Source organism: Streptomyces sp. R-74717 (assembly GCF_047305335.1).
Taxonomy (GTDB): Bacteria; Actinomycetota; Actinomycetes; order Streptomycetales; family Streptomycetaceae; genus Streptomyces; species Streptomyces atratus.
The window spans coordinates 6,511,605-6,537,188 of the sequence record NZ_CP102361.1 but is presented as its reverse complement, the minus strand read 5'-3'; the positions used below and the strand labels follow the sequence as shown (position 1 = coordinate 6,537,188).

The 25,584-nt window shown below is 70.5% G+C and carries 20 protein-coding genes; 11 read left to right on the top strand and 9 right to left on the bottom strand.

Annotated elements, in window-relative coordinates:
- Positions 1–6 precede the first annotated feature (6 nt).
- Both NRF20_RS29970 and NRF20_RS29965 read left to right on the top strand, forming a co-directional pair.
- Complete coding sequence (locus NRF20_RS29970) at positions 7–3,312, top strand: S8 family serine peptidase (RefSeq protein ID WP_413753647.1); 3,306 nt, start codon at positions 7–9, stop codon at positions 3,310–3,312.
- Between the two features lie 192 nt (positions 3,313–3,504).
- Positions 3,505–4,533, top strand: a complete 1,029-nt coding sequence (locus tag NRF20_RS29965; RefSeq protein ID WP_413753646.1) for an aspartate-semialdehyde dehydrogenase — start codon at positions 3,505–3,507, stop codon at positions 4,531–4,533.
- Positions 4,534–4,599: 66 nt separating this feature from the next.
- Here NRF20_RS29965 and NRF20_RS29960 read toward each other — a convergent pair whose 3' ends face one another.
- Together NRF20_RS29960 and NRF20_RS29955 are read right to left on the bottom strand one after the other, a co-directional pair.
- Positions 4,600–4,947, bottom strand: coding sequence for a type II toxin-antitoxin system PemK/MazF family toxin (locus tag NRF20_RS29960; protein WP_266361475.1), 348 nt, complete (start codon positions 4,945–4,947; stop codon positions 4,600–4,602).
- Positions 4,940–5,164, bottom strand: a complete 225-nt coding sequence (locus NRF20_RS29955) for a ribbon-helix-helix domain-containing protein (protein ID WP_266361474.1) — start codon at positions 5,162–5,164, stop codon at positions 4,940–4,942. The genes NRF20_RS29960 and NRF20_RS29955 overlap by 8 nt, the downstream gene beginning before the upstream one ends.
- A 99-nt stretch (positions 5,165–5,263) precedes the next feature.
- Between NRF20_RS29955 and pepN the strand changes: the two genes are divergently transcribed.
- The gene (gene pepN, locus NRF20_RS29950; RefSeq protein WP_413753645.1) at positions 5,264–7,846 is read left to right on the top strand and encodes an aminopeptidase N; all 2,583 of its coding nucleotides are present in this window, start codon (positions 5,264–5,266) and stop codon (positions 7,844–7,846) included.
- Between the two features lie 79 nt (positions 7,847–7,925).
- Here pepN and NRF20_RS29945 read toward each other — a convergent pair whose 3' ends face one another.
- The 6 genes from NRF20_RS29945 to NRF20_RS29920 all read right to left on the bottom strand — a co-directional run bounded on the left by NRF20_RS29945 (position 7,926) and on the right by NRF20_RS29920 (position 13,124).
- Positions 7,926–8,075 carry a hypothetical protein gene (locus NRF20_RS29945; RefSeq protein ID WP_266361472.1) on the bottom strand — a complete coding sequence of 50 codons (150 nt, stop codon included), beginning with the start codon at positions 8,073–8,075 and terminating at the stop codon, positions 7,926–7,928.
- A 53-nt stretch (positions 8,076–8,128) separates the two neighbouring features.
- Positions 8,129–9,268, bottom strand: a complete 1,140-nt coding sequence (gene alc / locus NRF20_RS29940) for an allantoicase (RefSeq protein WP_398628766.1) — start codon at positions 9,266–9,268, stop codon at positions 8,129–8,131.
- A gap of 55 nt (positions 9,269–9,323) precedes the next feature.
- Entirely contained in the window at positions 9,324–10,247 is a 924-nt protein-coding gene (locus NRF20_RS29935) for a LysR family transcriptional regulator (RefSeq protein ID WP_413753644.1), read from the bottom strand.
- 103 nt (positions 10,248–10,350) lie between these two features.
- A complete protein-coding gene (locus NRF20_RS29930; protein WP_351253829.1) occupies positions 10,351–10,581 on the bottom strand; it encodes a hypothetical protein in 231 nt (76 codons plus the stop codon).
- A 56-nt stretch (positions 10,582–10,637) separates the two neighbouring features.
- Entirely contained in the window at positions 10,638–12,851 is a 2,214-nt protein-coding gene (gene malQ / locus NRF20_RS29925) for a 4-alpha-glucanotransferase (protein ID WP_398628768.1), read from the bottom strand.
- Positions 12,852–13,124 carry a hypothetical protein gene (locus NRF20_RS29920; protein WP_266361467.1) on the bottom strand — a complete coding sequence of 91 codons (273 nt, stop codon included), beginning with the start codon at positions 13,122–13,124 and terminating at the stop codon, positions 12,852–12,854.
- 310 nt (positions 13,125–13,434) lie between these two features.
- Between NRF20_RS29920 and NRF20_RS29915 the strand changes: the two genes are divergently transcribed.
- Positions 13,435–16,473 (top strand): beta-N-acetylglucosaminidase domain-containing protein, encoded by a 3,039-nt coding sequence (locus NRF20_RS29915; protein ID WP_413753643.1) that lies wholly within the window; start codon positions 13,435–13,437, stop codon positions 16,471–16,473.
- A 73-nt stretch (positions 16,474–16,546) separates the two neighbouring features.
- Here the strand turns inward: NRF20_RS29915 and NRF20_RS29910 are convergent, their stop codons facing one another.
- On the bottom strand, positions 16,547–17,083 hold the full coding sequence (locus NRF20_RS29910; RefSeq protein WP_018552807.1) for an HNH endonuclease: 537 nt from the start codon (positions 17,081–17,083) through the stop codon (positions 16,547–16,549).
- Positions 17,084–17,412: 329 nt separating this feature from the next.
- Between NRF20_RS29910 and NRF20_RS29905 the strand changes: the two genes are divergently transcribed.
- The 7 genes from NRF20_RS29905 to NRF20_RS29875 all read left to right on the top strand — a co-directional run bounded on the left by NRF20_RS29905 (position 17,413) and on the right by NRF20_RS29875 (position 25,446).
- Entirely contained in the window at positions 17,413–18,480 is a 1,068-nt protein-coding gene (locus NRF20_RS29905) for a mechanosensitive ion channel family protein (RefSeq protein WP_398628770.1), read from the top strand.
- A gap of 258 nt (positions 18,481–18,738) precedes the next feature.
- Entirely contained in the window at positions 18,739–19,962 is a 1,224-nt protein-coding gene (locus NRF20_RS29900) for an ROK family transcriptional regulator (protein ID WP_398628771.1), read from the top strand.
- A gap of 62 nt (positions 19,963–20,024) precedes the next feature.
- On the top strand, positions 20,025–21,359 hold the full coding sequence (locus tag NRF20_RS29895; protein WP_398628772.1) for an ABC transporter substrate-binding protein: 1,335 nt from the start codon (positions 20,025–20,027) through the stop codon (positions 21,357–21,359).
- Between the two features lie 7 nt (positions 21,360–21,366).
- Positions 21,367–22,308, top strand: coding sequence for a carbohydrate ABC transporter permease (locus NRF20_RS29890; protein WP_398628773.1), 942 nt, complete (start codon positions 21,367–21,369; stop codon positions 22,306–22,308).
- A 1-nt stretch (position 22,309) separates the two neighbouring features.
- Positions 22,310–23,212 carry a carbohydrate ABC transporter permease gene (locus NRF20_RS29885; protein WP_317865877.1) on the top strand — a complete coding sequence of 301 codons (903 nt, stop codon included), beginning with the start codon at positions 22,310–22,312 and terminating at the stop codon, positions 23,210–23,212.
- Positions 23,213–23,215: 3 nt separating this feature from the next.
- Positions 23,216–24,481, top strand: a complete 1,266-nt coding sequence (locus tag NRF20_RS29880) for a 6-phospho-beta-glucosidase (RefSeq protein WP_413753642.1) — start codon at positions 23,216–23,218, stop codon at positions 24,479–24,481.
- Positions 24,472–25,446 (top strand): N-acetylglucosamine kinase, encoded by a 975-nt coding sequence (locus tag NRF20_RS29875; protein WP_398628775.1) that lies wholly within the window; start codon positions 24,472–24,474, stop codon positions 25,444–25,446. Before NRF20_RS29880 ends, NRF20_RS29875 begins: the two co-directional genes overlap by 10 nt.
- The last annotated feature ends 138 nt before the right edge of the window (positions 25,447–25,584 follow it).

The following is a 25,584-nucleotide window of genomic DNA, read 5'->3' as shown; positions in this document are numbered from 1 at the left end:
TCAGGGATGCTGATGACCTCCGAGTCCCCCAGTTCCATACCCGGGGCGAGACGCGTGGCCCGAGTCGCGGCTGCCGCCGGCCTGGTGGCCGCGCTGGCCGCCACCGGCGCCGCCCCGGTCTTCGCCGCCGATGACCCTGCCCCCGCTCCCGTCAAGTCCGCCGCCGACGGTGCCACGGCCGACAAGCTCGGCTCGGCCGATGCCGATGTTCTGGCGAAGGCCAAGGCCAAGGGCGAGAAGAACGTCACGATGATGGTCGCCACCGCTCCCGGTGCGACCGAGCAGGTCACCGAGCAGTTGGACGCCGTCAAGGGGTCCGTACTGGGACGTGCGTACGACAAGCTCGGCTACGTACGGGCCACCGTGCCCACCGCGTCCGCCGAGGCGACCATCAAGGCGGCCTCCAAGCTGTCGTCCGTCCACGGCATCGATCTCAAGCAGGAGATCAAGCTGGACGACCCGACTCCCACGGCCGACCGGGCCGCCGGGGCGACGACGCAGTCCACGGGCACCTACCCGGCGCCCGGCAAGAAGACGCCGGCGAAGAACCCGTACAACCCGTCCTTCGAGACGGGCGCGGTCGACTTCGTCAAGCAGCACCCGAAGGCCGACGGCCGGGGCGTGACCATCGGCATCCTGGACTCGGGTGTCGACGTCGCTCACCCGGCGCTTCAGAAGACCACCACCGGCGAGCGCAAGATCGTCGACTGGGTGACGGCCACCGACCCGGTCAGCGACGGCGACCGCACCTGGCTGCGGATGACGGACGCCGTGTCCGGCCCGACGTTCACGTACGAGGGCCGTACGTACTCGGCGCCCGAAGGCTCGTACAGGATCAAGGTCTTCGCCGAGTCCGCCACCCGTGGCGGCGACATGGCGGGCGACCTCAACCGTGACGGTGACACCACCGACACCTGGGCCGTGCTCTACGACCCGGTCACCGGCACCACCCGCGTCGACCTGAACAACGACGCCAACTTCTCCGACGACGCCGTCATGAAGCCGTACAAGGACGACCACCAGGTCGGCTACTTCGGCACGGACAACCCGGCGACCGATGTCGCCGAGCGCATCCCGTTCGTCGTCGAGACCCGCAAGAACGTCGTGTACAACGCAGCCGGCGACAAGGCCGACTACGTCAACATCGGTGTCATCGAGTCCGAGCACGGCACCCACGTCGCGGGCATCACCTCCGCCAACGGCCTGTTCGGCGGCAAGATGAACGGTGCCGCGCCCGGCGCGAAGATCGTCTCCTCGCGTGCCTGCACCTGGTCCGGCGGCTGCACCAACATCGCGCTCACCGAGGGCATGATCGACCTCGTCGTGAACCGCGGTGTCGATGTCGTCAACATGTCGATCGGCGGTCTGCCGCCGCTCAACGACGGCAACAACGCCCGCGCGGAGCTCTACAAGCGGCTCATCGACATCTACGGCGTCCAGTTGGTCATCTCGGCCGGCAACGAGGGCCCGGGTGTGAACACCATCGGCGACCCCGGCCTCGCCGACCACGTCATCTCCGTCGGTGCGTCCATCTCCAAGGAGACGTGGGCCGCCAACTACGGCTCGAACGTCACCAGGAAGTACGACATGCTGCCCTTCTCCTCGCGCGGTCCGCGTGAGGACGGCGGCTTCGCGCCGATCCTGACGGCCCCGGGTGCGTCCATCAACACCACCCAGACCTGGCTGCCCGGCGGCCCGGTCAAGGAGGCGGGCTACAGCCTGCCGGCGGGCTACTCCATGCTGCAGGGCACCTCGATGTCCTCGCCGCAGGCCGCCGGTGCGACCGCGCTGCTGCTGTCGGCCGCGAAGCAGAAGCACATCGAGCTTCCGCCGGCCGATCTGCGTACGGCGCTGACCAGCACCGCCACCCACATCAAGGGTGTGCCGGCGCACGCCCAGGGCTCCGGTCTGATCAACATCGTCGGTGCCTGGAAGCAGATCGAGAAGCAGGGCGCCCCGGCGCACGAGTACTCGGTGAAGGCCCCGGTCGACACCGCGATCGACTTCGCGCTGAAGACCCCCGGCTTCGGTACCGGTCTGTACGACCGCGAGGGCGGCCTGAAGGCCGGCCAGAAGAAGTCGTACGACGTCACGATCACCCGCACCACGGGTCCGGACAAGGCCGTCGAGCACCAGCTGTCGTGGAAGAACAACGACGGCACGTATCAGCTGACCGGTCCCGGCACGGTCTCCCTGCCGCTCGGCGAGCCGGTCACCGTCAAGGTCCAGGCGAAGCCGGGCAGCGCGGGCGTGCACAGCGCGATCCTGCAGGTGGACGACAGCAGGACCGTCGGCGTGGACCAGCAGATCCTCTCCACGGTCGTCGTCTCCACGCCGCTCGTGAAGCCCGCCTACGCGTTCAAGGCGTCCGGCTCGGTGCAGCGCAACAGCACCACGTCGTACTTCGTGACTGTGCCGGAGGGCGCCAAGACCCTTGAGGTCGCGATGAGCGCGCTGCGCTCGGGCAGCCAGACCCGCTTCATCTCCATCCACCCGTACGGGGTGCAGATGGAGGACAGCTCCACGATCTTCTGCTACCCGAACTACGAGAACCCGGCCAACACCTGCCGCCCGGATGTGCGCTCCTACAAGGACCCGCAGGCGGGCGTCTGGGAGATCGAGGTCGAGGCACGGCGTACGTCGCCGCTGCTGGACAACCCGTACAAGCTGGACGTCTCGCTGCTCGGTGCGACCTTCGACCCGGCGGTGCAGACCATCGCCGAGGCGAAGGTCGGCACGCCGGCCCCGGTGAGCTGGAAGGTCACCAACAACGCCGGTGACCTGCAGGGCACGCTCAAGGGCGGCTCGCTGGGCTCGGCCAAGGTCGCCAAGCCGTCGATCAAGACGGGCGACGAGCAGGAGTTCGAGGTCACCATCGGTGAGGGCGTCGAGAAGCTGGACGTCGCTATCGGCGGTACGTCGGACGCCAACGCCGACATCGACCTGTACGTCAAGAAGGGCAACACCGAGGTCGGCAAGTCCACCACGGCCGGGTCCGAGGAGTCGGTCAGCCTGGTGAAGCCCGCCGCCGGTACGTACACCGTCGTGATCGACGGCTACTCCGTCCCGGCCGGGACGACCACGTACGACTACCGCGATGTGTACTACGCACCGTCGCTCGGCACGATCAAGGTCGACGAGTCGAAGGCCGTGAACCTGGCCAACGGCGCTTCGGCCCAGATCGGTGCCGAGGTCTCGGTCGCCGGGGCGGCCCCCGAGGGCCGGCAGTTCTTCGGCGAGGTCCATCTGGTGAACAGCCGCGGGACCGCGGCGGGCACCGGCAGCGTCGTGATCGAGAAGGTCACGCCGTAGCGGTGACCGCGGTCGCCGTGTGATCCGTACGACAGTGGGGCGGGCGCTCTGTGGAGCTCCCGCCCCACTGCTCTGCCCGCCCGGCCGGGCGGGCAGTGTCCGCAGCGCGGACAATGGATTGGACAAGGAAGCCGTTCACATACGCATCATGGAGCGGCAACCGTGCCAGTTCGTACGCTTGAAGGAGTCCCTGTGAAGGTCGGAATCGTCGGCGCCACCGGTCAGGTCGGCACAGTCATGCGCAGGATCCTGGCCGAGCGGAAGTTCCCGGCCGACGAGCTGCGGCTGTTCGCCTCCGCGCGCTCCGCGGGCTCCACCATCGAGTGGGAGGGCCGGGAGATCACCGTCGAGGACGCCTCGACGGCCGATTACTCCGGGCTGGACATCGTGCTGTTCTCGGCCGGTGGCGCGACGTCGAAGGCGCTCGCCGAGAAGGTCGCCTCGCAGGGCGCCGTCGTGATCGACAACTCCTCCGCCTGGCGCAAGGACCCCGAGGTCCCGCTGGTCGTCTCCGAGGTCAACGCGCACGCGATCGCGAACCGGCCCAAGGGCATCATCGCCAACCCGAACTGCACCACGATGGCCGCCATGCCCGTGCTGCGCCCGCTGCACGACGAGGCCGGCCTCCAGACGCTGACCGTCGCCACCTACCAGGCGGTGTCCGGCTCCGGCCTGGCCGGTGTCGCCGAGCTGCACGGCCAGGCGTCCAAGGTCGTCGCCGACGCCGACAAGCTCACCCACGACGGCGAGGCCGTCGACTTCCCCGAGCCGGGCGTCTACAAGCGTCCGATCGCCTTCAACGTGCTGCCGCTGGCCGGCTCGATCGTCGACGACGGCTCCTTCGAGACCGACGAGGAGCAGAAGCTCCGCAACGAGTCCCGCAAGATCCTGGAGATCCCGGAGCTGAAGGTGTCCGGCACCTGCGTCCGGGTGCCGGTCTTCTCCGGCCACTCGCTCCAGGTCAACGCACGTTTTGCCCGTCCGATCAGCGTCGAGCGCGCATACGAGCTGCTGAAGGATGCCCCGGGCGTCGAGATCTCCGAGATCCCCACCCCGCTGCAGGCGGCCGGCAAGGACGCCTCATTCGTCGGCCGGATCCGGGTCGACGAGACCGTGGACAACGGCCTCGCGCTCTTCGTCTCCAACGACAACCTGCGCAAGGGCGCGGCGCTGAACGCGGTACAGATCGCGGAGCTGGTGGCGGCAGAGCTGAACGGCTGACGCCTCGCGTGTGAAAGGGCGGCCACCGGTGCTCGGTGGCCGCCCTTCCGTATGCGCTCGTGTCCGTCAGAGGGCGAGATGCCGACGCAGGGCGGCGTCGATCTCGGCCATGCGTCGGCGAGGGACGGTACCGATCCGCTTCAGGACACGGTCCGGGGCGACCGCCCGGACCTGCTCGCACTGGACCTTCGAGTCCTTCGGCAGACGGCTCTCGTCGGCCCTGAGAAGGACCTGGAACGTGAGAACACGTGCGGTGTTCGACGTCAGAGGCACCACGGTGATCACGCCTCTGCCGTTGAGCTCGACCGACTGGTTGGCGGCGTTGTTGGAGACGATCACGGCCGGCCTGACCTTGTTGGCCTCGCTGCCCCTGACCGGCTCCAGATCGACCAGGTGGATGTCGCCTCTACGCATCGGCGATTCCGTCTCCGACCGTACGGTCCCAGAGCGCGGCGTCCTCGCTCGCGTCCCACTCCTCGAACGCCTCCGTGTACTCCGCCTCCAGACCGGCGGCACGCAGCAGCTCGATGGCGGCATGGATCACCGCGGACCGGGAATCCGCATCGGTCTTCATGGCGTACTCGTCGACGAAGGCGACATCCTCCTGCGGCAGGCTCACACTGATCTTCATACCATCGATGCTACCGCAGTGGCACACCCGTAGCCACTTCACTCGGGCATGCGACGTGGAAGGATGACCGGAAACGTCACATACCAAGGAGATGACCGCGTGCCTGGCACCAATCTGACCCGCGAAGAGGCACAGGAGCGGGCGCGCCTGCTGACCGTGGACGCGTACGAGATCGATCTCGACCTCTCCGGAGCGCAGGAGGGCGGCACCTACCGGTCCGTGACCACCGTGCGCTTCGACTCCGCCGAAGCCGGTGCGGAGACCTTCATCGATCTGGTCGCCCCGGCCGTGCACGAGGTCGAGCTGAACGGCAAGGCGCTGGATGTCGCGGCCGTGTTCCGCGACTCGCGCATCAGGCTCCCGCACCTGGTCGCGGGCTCCAACGAGCTGAAGGTCGTCGCCGACTGCTCGTACACCAACACGGGCGAGGGCCTGCACCGCTTCGTCGACCCGGTCGACCAGCAGGCGTACCTCTACACCCAGTTCGAGGTGCCGGACGCGCGCCGCGTCTTCGCCAGCTTCGAACAGCCCGACCTCAAGGCGACGTTCCGGTTCACGGTGAAGGCGCCACAGGGCTGGACGGTCATCTCGAACTCGCCGACGCCCGAGCCGCAGGACGACGTCTGGTCCTTCGAGCCGACGCCGCGCATCTCGACGTACATCACGGCCCTGATCGTCGGCCCGTACCACGCGGTGCACAGCAGCTACGAGAAGGACGGCCAGTCCGTTCCGCTCGGCATCTACTGCCGCCCGTCGCTGGCCGAGTTCCTCGACGCGGACGCGATCTTCGACGTGACGCGGCAGGGCTTCGACTGGTTCCAGGAGAAGTTCGACTACGACTACCCGTTCGCCAAGTACGACCAGCTGTTCGTCCCGGAGTTCAACGCCGGTGCGATGGAGAACGCGGGCGCGGTCACCATCCGCGACCAGTACGTGTTCCGTTCGAAGGTGACGGACGCGGCGTACGAGCGGCGTGCGGAGACCATCCTGCACGAGCTGGCGCACATGTGGTTCGGCGACCTCGTCACCATGGAGTGGTGGAACGACCTGTGGCTGAACGAGTCGTTCGCCACGTACACCTCGGTCGCCTGCCAGGCGTACGCGGAGGGCTCGAAGTGGCCGCACTCCTGGACCACGTTCGCCAACTCCGAGAAGACCTGGGCCTACCGCCAGGACCAGCTGCCGTCCACGCACCCGATCATGGCGGACATCCGTGACCTGGACGATGTGCTGGTCAACTTCGACGGGATCACGTACGCCAAGGGCGCCTCGGTCCTGAAGCAGCTGGTGGCGTACGTCGGCATGGACGAGTTCTTCAAGGGCGTCCAGGCGTACTTCAAGGCGCACGCGTTCGGCAACACCCGGCTGTCCGACCTGCTGGGCGCGCTGGAGGAGACCTCCGGCCGCGACCTGAAGACCTGGTCGAAGGCATGGCTGGAGACGGCGGGCATCAACATCCTGCGCCCTGAGATCGAGACGGACGAGAACGGCCACGTCACGTCCTTCACGGTCCTCCAGGAGGCCCCGGCCCTCCCCGCCGGCGCGAAGGGCGAGCCGACGCTGCGGCCCCACCGCATCGCCATCGGCTGCTATGCCATCGACACCGCCGACTCCGGCAAGCTGGTCGTCACGAACCGGATCGAGCTGGACGTCGACGGCGCGCGCACCACCGTGCCGTTCCCGGCCGGCACCGCCCGCCCCGCCGTGATCCTGCTGAACGACGACGACCTCTCGTACGCGAAGGTCCGTCTCGACGAGGAGTCGCTGCGCGTCGTCACCGAACACCTCGGCGACTTCACCGAGTCCCTCCCCCGCGCCCTGTGCTGGGCCTCCGCCTGGGACATGACCCGCGACGGCGAGCTGGCGACCCGGGACTACCTCTCCCTGGTGCTTTCCAGCATCGGCAAGGAGTCGGACATCGGTGTCGTCCAGTCGCTGCACCGTCAGGTGAAGCTGGCGCTGGATCTGTACGCGGCGCCGGAGTGGCGCGAGGCCGGGCTGGCGCAGTGGACCGAGGCCACGCTGGCGCATCTGCGCGCGGCGGAGCCGGGCAGCGACCACCAGCTGGCCTGGGCCCGCGCCTTCGCGGCGACGGCCCGCACCCCGCAGCAGACGGACCTGCTGCAGTCGCTGCTCGACGGCAAGGAGACGGTCGAGGGCCTCGCCGTCGACACGGAGCTGCGCTGGGCGTTCGTCGAGCGACTCGCCGCCACCGGCCTGCTCGAAGAGGACGAGATCGCCGCCGAGTACGAGCGCGACAAGACGGCGGCGGGCGAGCGCCACGCGGCGACCGCCCGCGCGGCCCGTCCCACCGAGGAGGCGAAGGCGGAGGCGTGGGCCTCGGTCGTCGAGTCCGACAAGCTGCCGAACTCCCTCCAGGAGGCGGTCATCGCCGGCTTCGTCCAGACCGACCAGCGCGAACTGCTCGCTCCGTACACGGAGAAGTTCTTCGCAGCGGTCAAGGGCGTCTGGGAGTCGCGCAGCCACGAGATGGCACAGCAGATCGCCGTCGGCCTCTACCCGGCCGTCCAGGTCTCGCAGGCCACGCTGGACACCACGGACGCCTGGCTGTCCTCGGCGGAGCCGAACGCGGCCCTGCGCCGTCTGATGTCCGAGTCGCGTTCGGGTGTGGAGCGCGCTCTGAAGGCCCAGGCCGCGGACGCGGCGGCGGCCACGGCGTAACGGCTGAACGGTGGAGCAGTCAGGGGCGCCTCCCGCGATGGCGGGGGCGCCCCTTCCTCTCTCCCACCCGGCTGTCGGATCACAGCAGCCGGAACGTCTTGCCGCCCGGGTCGACCACGGCCTTGATCTCCGCGCCCACGGTCGCTTCCGCCACGCCGTAGGGCGGTTGGCCTTGGAAACCGCCCGTCGGGCGGGCGCCGTCGCGCAGCCGTCCGACGGGCGGGGACAAAGGGAGCTACAGGAGAAAGGCGGTTACGGGAGGAAGCGGTTGCGGGAAGGGGGTCATGCGCCCGACTCCTCGTAGCGCCGGGCCAGTTCGGCCGCACCCGACTCCGTCAGGCTGCCGTGCAGGCGCATGCGGGCGACTCCGCCGTCCGGGAAGGCGTCGAGACGGACGTGGGTGACGATCGCCCGGTCGCGGAGGGGGAAGCGGTGGAGGGTGTCGGGCTGGAGCCTGGTCCGGGGGATGATCTCGAACCATTCGCCCGTCTCACCGTTGCGGCCCTGGAGAGCGATCCAGCCGGCCGCGTTGCCCTTGAGGTAGGCCGTGTCGATCTCGACCGCGCGGACCGCGCCCTGGGCGGGGAGGCGGAAGCGGACCCAGTCGTTCGTGTCGCGGACCCGGCGGCGGCGGTTCTCCCAGCCGTCGTCCATCTTGCGGGAGGTGCCGGGCAGGATGATCTGGGTCGGCGAGGAGTAGAAGCGGTCGGAGGCATCCTCGTAACTGCCGCCGTTCAGGACCGAGATCAGGTCGAACGTGCCGAGCGTGGCGAGCCAGGACGGGTCGGGGAGGACCTCGCCGTGGACGCGGAGGCGGGCGATGCCGCCGTCCGGATGCTGACGGAGGCGGACGTGGGTGTAGCGGCGGCCGCCGGTGATCTCGAAGCCGTTGGCGGCGTGGCCGCGTACGGGGGTCGGTGGGACGATCTCCTCCCACTTCACGTCGTCGGCGAGGAGTTCGGCGGGGCCGGGTGAGCCCTCGACCGCCGTCGCCTGGACCGAGACGCGCTGCGGGTAGTTGCCGCGGAAGTGGGCCGTGTCGACGACGATGCCGCGAATGATGCCGGGAGCGCCGAGGCGGATCAGGGCCCAGTCGTGCTCCTCGGGGGCCGGGAACGGACGGGCCGCGTCCGCGCCGCGTCGGCGGCGGGTCTCCCAGCCGTCCATGATCTTGCCCTTGTGGCCGAAGTGCTCGGGGTCGAAGACCGCGCGCTCCCGGACCAGGAGGTTCTCACGCTGGGCGAAGAACTCGTCATTGGCGGCGATCACGCCCGCGCCGAGGCGGCGGTCGGCGAGGTCGACGAGCTCGGTGAAGGGGAGGTCGGTGGTGCGGTAGTCGGCGTACGGGTCGCCACCGCCGTACGGAGCCGCGTCGTTGGCGTGGGGGTCCTCGTGCCGGTTCTCATTCTGTTCGAAGGTCATGCGCCTACTGTCGCGGCGAACAACCCATTAGGTCCATCGAAAGTTTTTGCATTATTTATTCAGTTGAAGTGAACGATGAGGCCGCTTCGGCGAGCGCAGCGAGGACCCTGGCCACCGCCGGACCCCGTTCGGCCCCCTGCCGTACCGCCGCCACCACATGGCGTCGCGGCTGGTCCGCTTCCAGTGCGCGCATCACCACGCCGCCCCGGCTGCGCCGTTCCGCCGATGCCATGCGCGGGATCAGGGCAACCCCCATACCCGCCTCGACCATGGCCAGGATCGCCGTCCAGCCGGAGGCGCTGTGCGCCTGCTCGGGCACGAATCCGGCGGCCTCGCACGCGGCCGTCGTGATCTGCGACCAGGGGCCCGAGCCGCCGAAGATCCAGGGGTCACCGGAGAGATCCGCCAGACGGAGGGCGGGCGCCGCGGCGAGGCGGTGGTCCGCGGGCAGGGCCACGTCCAGGGGGTCCGCCAGCAGGGGCAGCACCGCGAACCGGGGGTCGCGGGCCGTCGGGGCGTGCGCGGCCAGGGACAGGGCGAGGTCCGCGTCACCGGCGGCCAGGAGTTCGTACGCCTGCGCGGCCTCCGCCTCCCGCACCCGTACGTCCGGTCCCGGGCGCTCTTCGGCGCGCAGCCGCTGGATCGCCGGTACGACGAGGGCGGGCACGGCCGTGGAGAACGCCGCGATCCGTACCTCGCCGGCCTCACCGCGCAGATAGCCGGTCAGTTCGGCGTCGGCGCGCTCCAGTTGGGCGAAGACGGCCTCGGCGTGGCGCAGCACGAGGTGCGCGGCGTCGGTGAGGCGGACCCGTCGGCCCTGGGCCTCCAGCAGCGGTACGCCGAGCTGTCCGGACAGGTTGGACAGCTGCTGCGAGACCGCGGACGGGGTCATCAGCAGGGCCTGCGCGGTCGCGGTGACCGTGCCCCGGTCGCGCAGGGTGCGGAGGATGCGGAGCTTCTTGACGTCCCACTCGATCATGGCCGCAACCTACCCGGGGCCCGGACCGGGCATCCGGGTCCGGACATGCGTGTGCGCCGCACGGTACGGGGTACCTGCGGCGCACTCGGGAAGAGCGTGGGTGCTAGGCCTGCTTCTTGGACTTGTCGAAGACCATGACCAGGCCCGCGATGACCACGAACAGGGCGATGGGGGCCACGACGTACAGACCGATGGTCTCCATCACGCTCAGGCCCGGACCGGGGTCGTCACCGTCGTCGCGGGTGAGCGCGAGCGCGGGGGACGACATGAGCAGCATCATCAGCGTCGTTCCGGCCGCGACGGCGCCGGCGCGCATAGCGTTCTTCTTGTCCACGGTGCAAACGTAGCGAACGCCCAGGACGGGCGCGCGCCCGGGGGTGCCGTACGGGGTCACGGGTGGATTTCCGGGTGGGCTCCCGGGCCGTTCCCGCGAGGTTCGAAGACCTCCATCAGCCGGTGCAGGCGGGGTGCGGCGGCCAGCTCCTCCAGGGTGACCGGGTGGCCCTCCGCGTCGGCGACGGGCAGTCGCCAGTTGGGGTACTGGTCCCAGGTGCCGGGGAGGTTCTGCGGGCGGCGGTCGCCCAGTGTGTCGGGCAGCCAGACTCCGACCATGCGGGCGGGGGTGCGCAGCAGGAAGCGGTGTACGGCGCGGACGGCGCCCTCCTCGTCGCCCTCCCCCTCGGGAAGCAGGCCGAGCCGGGCGAGATACCCCAGCCACTCGGCGGTGTCGGTCGCGTCCGCGGTCAACTCCTCGACGAGGCCGCGGGTGAGCAGGCCGAGGCGGTGGCGCAGTGTCACATGGTCGCCGGTCAGCCGGGCTGCGGTGGACGGCAGATCGTGCGTGGTGACGGTGGCCAGGCAGCCCTCGCGCCACTCCTCGGGGGCCAGCGGGCGGCCGGTGCCCGCCCAGTCCCGTTCGAACCAGAGCACGGAAGTGCCGAGCACTCCGCGCCGGGCCAGCGCCTCGCGTACCCCCGGCTCGACGGTGCCGAGGTCCTCCCCCATGACGACCGTACCGGCCCGGTGCGCCTCCAGGACGAGGACGGCGAGCATCGCCTCGGCGTCGTGGCTGACGTAGGTGCCCTCGGTGGGCGGGCGCCCCTCGGGCACCCACCAGAGCCGGAACAGACCCATGACGTGGTCGATGCGCAGGGCTCCCGCGTGGGCGAGGAGTCCGCGCAGCAGCCCTCGGTACGGGGCGTAGCCGGACGCGGCGAGGACGTCGGGGCGCCAGGGCGGCAGGCCCCAGTCCTGGCCTCGGGCGTTGAAGGCGTCCGGGGGCGCGCCGACGGACATGCCGTGCGCGAAGGCGTCCTGCTGGGCCCAGGCGTCGGCGCCGCCGGGGTGCACGCCGACGGCGAGGTCGTGGACGATACCGACGGCCATTTCGGCGTCCAGGGCGGCGCGCTGGGCGGCGGCGAGCTGGCTGTCGGTCAGCCAGGCGAGCCGGCAGTGGAAATCGACCCGGTCCAGCAGTGCACGGCGGGCGCGGGCGGTCTCCTTGGAACGGGGGTCGCGGAGAGCGGCCGGCCAGGTGTGCCAGTCGGAGCCGTGCACCTCGGCGAGGGCGCACCACAGGGCGTGGTCCTCCAGGGCCTGTCCCTGCTCGGCCAGGAAGTCGCAGTACGCGGCGCGGCGGCCCGGGGTGAGGGGCACCTTCGTCACGAGTTCGAGGGCCTGGCGCTTGAGTTCCCAGACGGCGTCCCGGTCGATCAGGGCGCCCTTGTTCAGCACGGTGTCGCTGAGCGTCGCCGCGTCCTGGCGCAGATCGTCGAGGGTGCCCCGGTCCGGCACGTGCCCGTACTCGGGGATGGACTCGATGTGCAGATGGACGGGGTCGGGGAAGCGCCGTGACGACGGGCGGTACGGGGACGGGTCGGTGGGGTTGCCGACCGCGGCGGCGTGGAGCGGGTTCACCTGGACGAATCCGGCGCCGAGGGTCCGCCCGGACCAGGCGGCGAGGTCGGCGAGGTCCCCGAGGTCGCCCATGCCCCAGGAGCGGGCGGAGAGCAGGGAGTAGAGCTGGACGAGGAAGCCGTGGCTGCGTGCGGGCGGCTGCGGCACCCGGGGCGGGGCGACGACGAGGGTGCCGGTCGCGCTCCGGCCACCCGGAGCGCGTACGGCCAACCGGTGCACCCCGAGCGGCGGTTCGATCCACCAGGCGGGGGTCGGGGGCACGCCCGTCGAGGTACCACCTCCCGCGCCTTCAGCCGCGCCCGTTCCGCTCTCCCCTCCCGCGTCGGCGGCGCCCCGTCCCGAAACGGCCTGATCCGGTCGGTCGGCCGGAATGTGCATCCGCCGGGGCGGGGGCGCTCCGCCGTCCTCGAGCCCGATCTCCAGCGAAGTGCCGGGCGGCAGGGCGGTCAGGGCCGGGGGCAGCGGCTCCCCGGCCCACACCACCAGCGTCGGCGGCAGCAGCCGGGACCGGGCCGAGGACTCGGCGGCGACGAGCGATTCCCGTACCGCTTCGGGCGTGGCGGCGTCCACACCGAGCGCGGCGAGCACGGCGATGACGGTGTCGTCGGGAACGGACACCGTGACATCGGCGGACGGGGAGTAGGAGGTGGCGACGCCGTGCAGTGCGGCGAGCCGGGACAAGCCCATTCAGACTCCTGGGAACTCCATGCCCCACGCGCCGCCGGAGGTGGCCGGCTCGCTGGTCAGCGGGGCGTTGACGGCGAGCGGGGGCTCGCTGGTCAGTGGCGTGGCGTCGACGAGCGGCGGCTCGCTGGTGAGAGGTATCGCATCGGCGAGCGGCGGCTCGCTCGTCAGCGGACCGGGGCCGGGCCCGGCGGCCGGGACCGCACCGGGCAGCGGGGCGGGACCGGGTTCCTGTTCAGAGAGGGCGGAGAGCAGAAGCTGCGCGGCAGCGGGCATGGGGGCCTCCCGGCCGTGGGGGACAGGACACAGCAGACCTACCCAGCGGACTCGACCGCAGACGTAGGCGTTACCACAACGAATTCAACGTGCTCCGGGTCACATTCCGTTCCCCGGAGGCCGGTTCTCCGTAAGTCGTCCGCTGTTTTCGGCCATTCGACGTCATCCTTGGCGTCGCCCGTCGACAACCGACCACCCCTCACCTCACCCGCCACATCGGGCATTTACGGCACAACAGCCACCCGCATTGACACCCTCGCGCGCGGGTGGTGGGCTCGGAGCCCACCGGTGGGAGCGAGGGAGAAGATCGATGCGGCTCAGGCGCAGAAAGCAGGCAACGGCCGTCGCGGTCGCCGTGCTCGGCGGGCTGCTCTCCGCCGGGACACCGGCTGCCGTCGCGACCCCTTCGGCGCCCGGCGCCACCGCCGTCACCACCTCCGACCGCACGGACGACGGCACGCTGCCCGCAGTATGGCCGCGGCCCCAGTCCATCAAGGCGTCCGGGCCCTCCGTACCGCTCTCCGCCGAGGTCACCCTCGTGGTCGGCGCGCACGCGGATCCGTACGCCGTCGACGCACTCCGGCAGATCCTGCGGGACGCGGGCGTGCGGACCGTCCACGAGGCGTTGCCGGGCCGCGGCCCCGTCGTCCGGCTCGGCGGCGACGGCGCCCGGGACGCCCTGCGCTCGCTGCACGCCCCCGACCGCGGCGATCTGCCGTCCGGTGGCTACCGGATCGCGGTGGGCCGGGTCGCGGGCCGGGACACCGTCGCCGTGGACGGCGTCGGCGAGGACGGTCTCTTCCACGGTGTGCAGACACTGCGTCAGCTGATCGGGGACAAGAGCGTCGCCGGGGTCACCGTCAGGGACTGGCCGGGCACCGCCGTACGCGGGATGACCGAGGGCTTCTACGGGCAGCCGTGGACCCGTGCGGAGCGGCTGGCACAGATCGGCTTCATGGGGCGTACGAAGCAGAACAGGTATCTGTACGCGGCGGGCGACGACCCGTACCGGCAGGCCCGTTGGCGCGACCCGTATCCCGCCGACCGGCGCGCCGACTTCCGGGCGCTGGCCGAGCGGGCCCGCGCCGAGCATGTGACGCTCGGCTGGGCCGTCGCCCCCGGCCAGGCCATGTGCATGTCGTCGGACAACGATGTGAAGGCGCTGACGAAGAAGCTCGACGCGATGTGGGCGCTGGGTGTGCGGGTCTTCCAGCTGCAGTTCCAGGACGTCAGCTACAGCGAGTGGCACTGCGACAGCGATGCCGAGACCTTCGGCAGCGGACCCGAGGCGGCGGCCAGGGCGCAGGCGCGGGTGGCGAGCAAGGTGGCGCGGCATCTCGCGGACCGCTATCCGGACGCGGAGCCGCTGTCGGTCATGCCGACGGAGTTCTACCAGGACGGGTCGACCGACTACCGCAGGGCGCTCGCCGAGGAGCTGGACGACCGGGTACAGATCGCCTGGACCGGTGTCGGGGTCGTACCGAGGACCATCACGGGCGGCGAACTGGCCGGTGCCCGCGCCACGTTCCGGCACCCGCTGGTCACGATGGACAACTACCCGGTCAACGACTACGCGCAGGACCGCATCTTCCTCGGCCCGTACACCGGCCGGGACCCGGCGGTGGCGATGGGTTCCGCGGCACTGCTCGCCAATGCCATGGAGCAGCCGTCCGCGTCCCGCATACCGCTGTTCACCGCCGCCGACTTCGCCTGGAACCCGAAGGGTTACCGGCCGCAGGAGTCCTGGCAGGCGGCGATCGACGATCTGGCGGGCGACGACGCCCGCACCAGGGACGCGTTGCGTGCGCTGGCCGGGAACAGTGCGACGTCCGTGCTGGGCGGTGACGAGTCGGCGTATCTGCAGCCGCTGCTGGCCGCGTTCTGGCAGTCCCGTACGACGACCGACGCCACGGCGCAGGCCGATGCGGCGCGCAGGCTGCGGGCGGCGTTCACCGTGATGCGGGAGACCCCGCAGCGGCTGAAGGGGCCGGCCGACGGGCGCCTGGACGGCGAAGTACGGCCGTGGACGGAGCAGTTGTCCCGGTACGGCCGGGCGGGCGAGCTGGCCGTCGATCTGCTGCAGGCCCAGTCGCGCGGTGACGGCGCTGCCGCATGGCAGGCTTCGCTTGCGCTGGAGCCGGTGCGCAAGGCCGCGAAGGCGAGCGGTGCGACGGTCGGCAAGGGTGTCCTCGGCCCGTTCCTGGACCGGGTGCGCCGGGAGGCGGACGCCTGGACGGGCGCGGACCGCGACGCCGGTACGGTGACCGAGGCCCCGGGCAGCTATACGGTCCGGCTGGACCGCTCCCGCCCGGTGGAGACCGTGACGGCGATGACGGTACCCGGCAGCGGCACGGTGGCCGGTGCGACGCTGGAGGCCCATGTGCCCGGCGAGGGCTGGCGCAGCCTCGGCCCGGTGTCGGCCACCGGCTGGACCCAGACGCCGGCCAGGGGGCTGCGGGCCGACGCGATCCGGATCAGCTGGCCCACGGGCGGTCCGTCGACACCGCCGGTCATCACGGGCACGATGCCGCCGATCGTCCCGGGAAGCCGGATGGGAAGCAGCATCGGAACCGGTGCCTCCGGGAGTGCGCGGGGCGGGGCTCCGCAGGTGCGCGCGCTCGTGCCCTGGTTCGGCGACGAGCCCGCCGCCCGGCTCGATCTCGTACGCGGCGAGACGGACGCCGAGATCGGCGGCGGGCCGCAGCGGGTCGACGCGCGGCTGGCCGCCCGGCGCCCTGCCGAGGTGCGGGGCACGCTCACCGCGAAGGCGCCCGAGGGCATCGAGGTGCGCGTCCCGAAGCGGACGAGGGTGCCGCGCGGTTCCCGTACCGACGTCCCCGTCGAGATCAGCGTCCCGGCGGGCACCCCGGCCGGCGAGTACGAGGTGCCGATCGGCTTCGGCGAAGAGCGCAGCACGCTGACCGTCCGGGCGTACCCGCGCACCGCGGGCGCCGACCTGGTGCGTACCGCCGCCGTCTCCTCGTCCGGCGACGAGACCCCGGACTTCCCGGCGACGGCCGCCTCCGACGGCGATCCGGGGACCCGCTGGTCCTCGCCGGCCGAGGACGGCGCCTGGTGGCAGGCGGAACTGCCGCAGCCGGCCCGGGTCGGCCAGGTGGTGCTGCACTGGCAGGACGCGTACGCGTCCCGCTACCGCATCCAGGTCTCCGCGGACGGCCGCAGCTGGCGCACGGCGGCGACCGTACGGGACGGCAAGGGCGGGCGCGAGTCGGTCCGGATGGACGCGAAGGACACCCGCTTCCTCAGGGTGCAGGGCGATGCCCGGGCCACCGGGTTCGGCTACTCGCTCTGGTCGGTTGAGGCGTACGCCGTCGCCGCAACGGAGTAACGCCCCGCTCGCGCGCGACTGTCGTCCCCGAAGGCCCCCGTCCGGCCCCGGAGACGACAAAGGCCCGGATCTCTCAGGCTGAGATGCCGTCGATCCGGGCCATGGCGTCGTCCGCGCCGAACGGTTGCAAGTACGGCAGCCAGCGCGGGTCGCGGTGTCCCGTCCCGATGATGCGCCAGGCGAGACCCGTCGGCGGGGCGGGTTGCTGGTGCAGCCGCCAGCCGAGCTCCGGCAGGTGCCGGTCCGCCTTGACGTGGTTGCAGCGGCGACAGGCCGCCACCACGTTGTCCCAGGCATGCTGTCCGCCGCGGCTGCGCGGAATGACATGGTCGACGCTGGTCGCGGCGGCACCGCAGTACATGCAGCGGCCCCCGTCCCTGGCGAACAGCGCCCTGCGGGTCAGCGGTACGGGCCCCCGGTAGGGAACCCGTACGAACCGCTTCAGGCGGACGACGCTGGGGGCCGGGACGGCCCGGGTGGCACTGTGCATGAAGGCGCCGGACTCCTCAAGACAGATGGCCTTGTTTTCGAGCACGAGGACGAGCGCGCGGCGGAGCGGTACGACGCCGAGCGGCTCGTACGACGCGTTGAGAACCAGGACATGCGGCACGGTGGATGCCTCCTTGTACGCCGGCGGCGCGTGGCTCGCGCCGGGACGATCCGATCTCAGTCTCTACTCACGCCTGGTCAAAGCGCCACCACGTGCGGGTAACGGGCCGGGAGGATTTTTCGCCGCTCCCCGCTTCCCGCACCGTCGCCGCACGCCGGAACAGGCGCTTCTGGGCCTCCCCCGCAGCGGCCGCGCCCCGATGTGCGATCGGCCACACGCCGCCTGCGCGCCCCTCGTGAGAGGCGCTCTCCCCCCGATCGCGGCAACGGAACAGTCCCGATACCCCGTTAGTGTGGTTGGTCCGCCGTCGTCCATCTGGAGGTTCCACCGTGCTCCCGTCCGCCCTGTTGGCCGCAGCTCCGTCGCCCGGGCCCGGTGGCTCGCTGGACGAGGCCGCCGAGCAGGCCGGCAACGCCGCGAGCTGGGTGGAGGAGAACTGGTCCACCTGGCTGAGCATCGGTCTGCGCATCGTGCTCATCGCCGCGATCGCGATCGTGTTGCGCATCGCGGTCCGCCGTGCTCTCACCAAGCTCATCGACCGGATGAACCGCAGCGCCCAAGCGGTGGAGGGCACCACGCTGGGCGGGCTGCTGGTCAACACCGAACGCCGCCGTCAGCGCTCCGAGGCGATCGGTTCCGTACTCCGCTCGGTCGCGTCGTTCCTGATCCTCGGCACGGCCGCCCTGATGATCCTGGGCGCGTTCCAGATCAATCTGGCCCCACTGCTGGCCTCCGCCGGTGTGGCCGGTGTGGCGCTCGGTTTCGGTGCGCGCAACCTGGTCACCGACTTCCTCTCCGGTGTCTTCATGATCCTTGAGGACCAGTACGGCGTCGGCGACAACGTCGATGCGGGCGTCGCCTCCGGCGAGGTCATCGAGGTCGGCCTGCGGGTCACCAAGCTGCGCGGCGACAACGGTGAGATCTGGTACGTCCGCAACGGCGAGGTGAAGCGGATCGGCAACCTCAGCCAGGGCTGGTCGACGGCCGGTGTCGATGTGACGGTGCGCCCCACGGAGGACCTGGACAAGGTCCGCACGGTGATCTCCGAGGCCGCCACGGCGATGGCCAAGGAGGACCCGTGGAACGAGCGGCTGTGGGGCCCCGTGGAGATCCTGGGCCTGGACTCCGTGCTGCTGGACTCGATGACGGTCCGGTTGACCGCGAAGACGATGCCTGGCAAGGCGCTGGGCGTGGAGCGCGAGCTGCGCTGGCGGATCAAGCGGTCCTTCGACGAGGCCGGAATCCGCATGGTCGGTGGCGTTCCGGCCCAGGGGGACGGGCCCTCGTCGGCCGACCCGACGGCTGCCATGGCCGCCCCCTCGGCGTACGCGTCGGCCACGTCACCGCAGTCCCTGGCCACGACACCGATCACCCCGCCGCCGAACTTGTCGAAGTAGGACTCGGCCGTACGAGTGAGGGGTGCCCCGCAGGTTCTGCGGGGCACCCCTCACTCGTGAGCGAGTCGGCGTGACCTCAACTCGGTTCTTCAACAGCCCGGTTGGGAATGCACAACCAAGGACCCACACGTTCCATAAGCGCCCCAGGTAACGCTTTGGTAGCCACCGGGGTGCTGCCCATTGACGGCCCGGTGACGCGCGCATACCGTCCTCTCACCGAATAGGAAACTTTCCTAACAGAGGGCAGGTGCAGCACTCATGGCCGGAACCACACCGGGTACCCCCCGCGTTCTGCGGGCCATGAACGACCGGGCCGCCCTCGATCTGCTGCTGGAGCACGGTCCCCTCTCGCGGACCAGGATCGGGAAGCTGACCGGGCTCTCCAAGCCCACCGCTTCACAGTTGCTGGCACGGCTGGAGGCGGCCGGACTGGTCGTCGCGACCGGGACCGTGGCCGGGCGGCCGGGGCCCAACGCCCAGCTGTACGGGGTGAACGCGCGCGCCGCCCATGTCGCGGGACTCGATGTGAACGCCCGCCGGATCGTCGCCGCCGTCGCCGATGTGACCGGGGAGACGGTCGGGCACTTCGAGCTGCGCACCCCCGGACGGCGCGCCGACAGCGTGGTGCGGCAGGTGGCGGAGGCGCTGGACGGGGCGGTGAAGGACGCCGGACTCACCCGTTCCGATGTGCACCGGGTCGTCATCGGCACCCCGGGCGCCTTCGACCCCGGCACCGGACGGCTGCGGTACGCCTCGCACCTGCCGGGCTGGCACTCCCCCACGCTGCTGGAGGAGCTGGCCGCCTTCCTGCCGATGCCGGTGGAGTACGAGAACGACGTGAACCTGGTCGCGGTGGCCGAGCAGCGGGCGGGCGCGGCGCGCGGGCACGAGGACTTCGTCCTGCTGTGGAACGAGGAGGGGCTCGGTGCCGCCCTCGTCATCAACGGACGGCTGCACCGCGGCTTCACCGGTGGCGCGGGCGAGGTCGGTTTCCTGCCGGTGCCGGGCGTCCCGCTGGTCCGTCAGGTCACCAAGGTGAACGCGGGCGGCTTCCAGGAGCTGGCGGGTGCGCAGGTGCTGTCCCGGCTGGGCCGGAAGCTCGGCATCGACGACGAGCTGATCCGCGCCGCCGGTACCCACCACGAGGTCGCCGCCCGGCTGCTCGCCCGCGCCGCCGAGGCCGCGGAGGCGGGCGAGGACGGCCCGTACCCCCGGCTCCTCGATCTCTTCGCCACCGGCCTCGCGACCGGCCTCGCCTCCATGATCGCCGTGCTCGACCCGGAAGTCGTCGTGCTGTCCGGCGAGGTGATCGCGGCCGGCGGGGAGCCGCTGCGCTGCCGGGTGGCGTCCGAGCTCACCGAACTGGCGGCCTCCCGGCCCCGGCTGATCGCCGGGGAAGTGAAGCACCGCCCCGTACTGCGCGGCGCGCTGGAGAGCGCCCTCGCCACCACCCGTGACGAGGTCTTCGACACGTCCCGCTGACCCCTTCTCGGCCCGTCCGCTTCCTCCGTACCCCTGCCCCATTCCTTCACCGGGAGACCGCCATGTCCGGAAACCGCCGGAAGACGGCCGCCGCGCTCGCCGCGACCGCCGCCATATCTCTGCTCGCCTCGGCCTGTACGGGGCAGAGCAACGGTGCCAGTGATGACCCGTCCAAGGAGACGACCATCAACTTCTGGCACGGCTGGAACTCCCCGAACGAGGTCGCGGGAATCCGGGCGACGGTCGACGCCTTCGAGAAGGCGCACCCCAACATCCATGTGAAGGTCGTCGGCGACATGACGGACGACAAGATCAACCAGGCACTGCGGGCGGGCGGTTCGAACGCCCCGGACGTCGTCTCGTCGTTCACCACGAACAATGTCGGCAAGTTCTGTTCGTCGAAGGCGTTCCTCGACCTCAACCCCTTCCTGAAGAAGGACGGGATCGACCCGGACAAGACCTTCCCCAAGGCGATGAACGAGTACACCCAGTTCGACGGGGTGCGCTGCACCGTGCCGCTGCTCGGTGACGCGTACGGCCTCTACTACAACAAGGACGCGTTCGAGAAGGCCGGCATCAAGAGGCCCCCGCAGACCTGGTCGGAGCTGGCCGCGACCGCCGAGCGGCTGACGAAGACCAAGGGCGACTCGTACGAGCAGCTCGGCTTCATGCCGAACTACCACGGCTACGAGTCGACCACCGAGCACTACCTCGGTGGCTGGGACCCGAAGTACTTCGACGCGGACGGCAAGTCGAACATCGCCGAGGACCCGGCGTTCGCCTCCATGCTCAAGACCCAGAAGAAGCTGGTCGACGACCTGGGCGGCTACGAGAAGCTGGAGAAGTACCGCACGTCGTTCGGTGACGAGTGGGGCGCCAAGCACCCGTTCCACACCGGCCAGGTGGCCATGCAGCTGGACGGCGAGTGGCGGCTCGGGATGGCCGAGGAGACCAAGCCGAAGTTCGAGATCGGCGTCGCCCCCATGCCCGTCGCCGACGACGAGGCCGACACCTACGGCAAGGGCTATCTGACCGGCACCATCGCCGGTATCGCCGCCACCTCGAAGAAGCAGAACGCGGCCTGGGAGCTGGTGAAGTTCATGACGACCGACACCGACGCCGTCGTGAATTTCGCCAACGCCATTCACAATGTGCCCTCCACCCTGGCGGCGCTGAAGTCGCCGAAGCTGAAGTACGACCCGCGGTTCAAGACCTTCCTCGACATCGCCGCGGACCCGAAGAGCACCACCACCCCGCCCTCGGTGAACGGCGGCGCGTACCTGGTGTCCCTGCAGAACCTCGGATTCGACATCGAGAAGGGCAAGCAGAAGGACATCGAGGCGGGTCTGAAGAACACCGCCAAGGAGATCGACGCAGCCATCGCGCAGGCGAAGTAGCGCCGCGATGACCACATACACACTCCGCGCGAAGCGCCGCCGGTCGGCGCTTCGGACAGCGGCCTTCATGTCGCCGTGGCTGATCGGGTTCTGCGTCTTCTTCGCCTACCCGCTGATCTCCACCGTCTACTTCTCCTTCACCTCGTACGACGGTTTCACGGCCCCCGAGTTCAGCGGGCTGAAGAACTGGTCGTTCGTCTTCAACGACTACCCGCTGTTCTGGCCGGCGCTGCGCAACACGCTCTGGCTGGTCGTGGTCATGGTCACCTGCCGGGTGGTGTTCGGCCTCGGTGTCGGGCTGCTGATCACGAAGATCAAGACGGGTGCCGGGGTCTTCAGGACCCTGTTCTACCTGCCCTACCTGGCCCCGCCGGTCGCGGCGACCCTCGGCTTCGTCTTCCTGCTCAACCCCGGGACCGGGCCGGTCAATTCGATCCTCGGCGAGCTGGGGCTCCCCACGCCCGGCTGGTTCACCGACGCCGCCTGGTCCAAGCCGGCCCTGACCGCGCTCGCGGTCTGGGGGGTGGGCGACCTGATGGTGATCTTCATGGCCGCGCTGCTCGACGTACCGAAGGAGCAGTACGAGGCGGCGGAGCTGGACGGGGCGACCGCGTTCCAGCGGTTCCGCTTCGTCACCCTGCCGAACATCTCGCCGATCATCCTGTTCGCGGTGGTCACCGGGATCATCCAGACGATGCAGTACTACACCCAGCCGTTCGTGGCCGGGAAGGTCGCCTCGGGCGTGATGGGCGGCTCCGGGCAGCAGTTCGAACCGGGCTATCCCGACAAGTCGACACTGACGCTGCCGCAGGTCGTCTACAACCTCGGTTTCCAGCGCTTCGACTACGGCTCCGCCTGCGTGGTCGCGCTCGTTCTCTTCGTACTCGCCATGGCGTTCACCGCACTGCTGATGCGGCGCCGCAGCGGACTGATCCAGGCAGGTGAGTGACGTGGCGCAGACTCTCGACGCCGTGAAGACGGCCGGCCCCGCGACCGGCCCGGCCACCCCGGCCGAACGCGTCGCGCGGCGCAAGTCGCTGCTGAACTGGATCGCGGTGCACGCGCTCGGCGTCGCCGCCGCGCTCTTCTTCGTGCTGCCGTTCGTCTTCCTCCTGCTCACCTCGCTGATGAGCGACCAGCAGGCGCTGACCCGCGATCTGTGGCCGCACCCCTTCGAGTGGAGCAACTACCGGCGGGTCTTCGAGACCGACGGCTTCCTGACCTGGTGGCGCAACACCCTGCTGTACGCGGGGCTCGGCACCGTCCTCACGGTCGTCTCGTCGCTGCCCGTGGCCTACGCGCTCGCCAAGTTCCGCTTCCGCGGCCGGCATCTGTCGCTGATGCTGGTCATCTCGATGATGATGCTGCCGCCGCAGGTCGTCGTCATCCCGATGTATCTGTTCTGGGCCAAGCAGCTGGACATGTCCGGCACGCTCTGGCCGCTGATCATCCCGATGGCGTTCGGCGACGCGTTCTCCATCTTCCTGCTGCGGCAGTTCCTGCTGACCATCCCGAACGAGTACCTCGACGCGGCGAAGGTCGACGGCTGCGGCGAGTTCCGTACCCTGATGCGCGTCGTGGTGCCGATGGCCAAGCCTGGCATCGCCGCCGTCGCCCTCTTCCAGTTCTTCTACGCCTGGAACGACTACTTCGGCCCGCAGATCTACGCGTCGGAGAACCCCGCTGCCTGGACGCTCAGTTACGGCCTGGACTCCTTCAAGAGCGCACACCACACCGACTGGAACCTGACCATGGCCGCGACCGTACTGGTCATGGCCCCCGTGATCCTCGTCTTCTTCTTCGCACAGAAGGCATTCGTCGAGGGCGTCACACTGACCGGAGTAAAGGGCTGACCTATGAAGCTCGCAGTAGTTGGTGGCGGGTCCACCTACACACCTGAACTGATCGACGGTTTCGCCCGGTTGCGGGACACGCTGCCCATCGAGGAGCTGGTGCTCGTCGACCCGGCGGCCGACCGCCTGGAGCTCGTCGGCGGCCTCGCCCGGCGGATCTTCGCCAAGCAGGGCCACCCGGGGAGGATCGTCACCACCTCCGACCTGGACGCGGGCGTCGCCGACGCCGACGCCGTCCTGCTCCAGCTGCGCGTCGGCGGCCAGGCCGCCCGCAACCAGGACGAGACCTGGCCGCTGGAGTGCGGCTGCGTCGGCCAGGAGACCACCGGCGCCGGCGGCCTCGCCAAGGCGCTGCGCACCGTGCCGGTCGTCCTGGACATCGCCGAGCGGGTCCGCCGGACCAACCCGGACGCCTGGATCATCGACTTCACCAACCCGGTCGGCATCGTGACCCGGGCGCTGCTCCAGGCCGGGCACAAGGCCGTCGGCCTGTGCAACGTGGCGATCGGCTTCCAGCGCAAGTTCGCCAGGCTCCTCGATGTCACGCCCGGTGAGGTGCACCTCGACCATGTCGGGCTCAACCACCTGACCTGGGAGCTCGGGGTCCGCCTCGGCGGCCCGGACGGCGAGAACGTCCTGCCGAAGCTGCTCGCCGAACACGGCGACGCGATCGCGGACGATCTGCGCATGCCCCGGGCGATCGTCGACCGGCTCGGCGTCGTCCCCTCCTACTACCTGCGGTACTTCTACGCGCACGACGAGGTCGTACGGGAGCTCGGCACCAAGCCGTCCCGGGCGGCCGAGGTCGCCGCGATGGAGAAGGAACTCCTCGCCATGTACGGCGACCCGGCGCTGGACGAGAAGCCCGCGCTGCTCGCCAAGCGCGGCGGCGCCTTCTACTCGGAGGCGGCCGTGGACCTGGCGTCCTCGCTGCTCGGCTCGGGCGGCACCCCGGTGCAGGTGGTCAACACGTACAACAGGGGGACGCTGCCGTTCCTGCCGGACGACGCGGTGATCGAGGTGCAGGCGAGGGTCGACGGGACGGGCGCCACCCCGCTCGCCGTTCCCGAGCTGGACCCGCTGTACGCCGGTCTGATCGCCCATGTGACGGCGTACGAGGACCTTGCTCTGGAAGCCGCGCTGCGCGGTGGCCGGGACCGGGTGTTCGAGGCGCTGCTCGCGCACCCGTTGATCGGTCAGTTCGAGTACGCCGAGGCGCTCACCGACAAGCTGATCGCGCACAACCGGGAGCACCTGGCGTGGGCGTGAACGCTTCGGTCCTCGCGATCGATGCGGGGAACAGCAAGACCGATGTGGCACTCATCGGTGAGGACGGAACGGTGCTGTCGGCGGCCCGCGGCGGTGGCTTCCAGCCGCCGGTCGTGGGGATCGAGGCGGCCGTGGACGTTCTCGGTGCGGCCGTCGGCCGGGCGCTGGAGCTGTCCGGCGAACCGGTGGACTCCGTCGCGCATGTGTCGGCCTGCCTCGCCAACGCCGATCTTCCGGTGGAGGAGGAGCAGTTGGCGGCGGCGCTGCGTGCCCGTGGCTGGGGAGCCACGGTCGAGGTGCGCAACGACACCTTCGCGATTCTGCGTGCGGGGGTGGACGAACCGCGGGGTGTGGCCGTCGTCTGCGGTGCGGGGATCAACTGTGTCGGCATGGTGCCGGACGGGCGGACCGCGCGCTTCCCTGCCATAGGCCGGATATCCGGTGACTGGGGCGGCGGTTCGGGGCTGGCCGAGGAGGCGATGTGGTTCGCCTCGCGGGCGGAGGACGGCCGCGGTGAGACGACCGAGCTGGCCCGTGTGCTGCCCGGACACTTCGGGCTCGACTCGATGTACGCGCTGATCGAAGCGCTGCATCTGGGCCGGGTCGAGTTCGAGCGCAGGCACGAGCTGACTCCGGTGCTCTTCGCGACCGCGGCAGCCGGGGACCCGGTGGCGGGTGCGCTGGTGGACCGGCTGGCGGAGGAGGTCGTCGCGATGGCGTCGGTCGCGCTGACCCGGCTCGGCCTGCTGGACGAGGAGGCGCCGGTGGTACTGGGCGGCGGGGTGCTGGCGGCCCGTCACCCGCAGCTGGACGACAGGATCGCCGAACTCCTCGCGGTACGTGCCCCGAAGGCGGTGGTCCGGGTGGTGACGGAGCCTCCGGTCCTGGGGGCCGCGCTGCTCGGCCTGGATCACACGGGGGCGGCTGCCGGGGTGCACGAGAGGCTGCGTACGCAGTACGGCTGAGACGGTTTCCCGACTCAAGGGGCGTCCTGCGGCGTTTCGCGTCGCAGGACGCCCCTTGCGCACGGGAACCGTTCAGTTGTCCCGGACGTGTTCATGAGTGGGGAGATCGGTCCGCTTCGGGGATTGGTCCGCCGATCG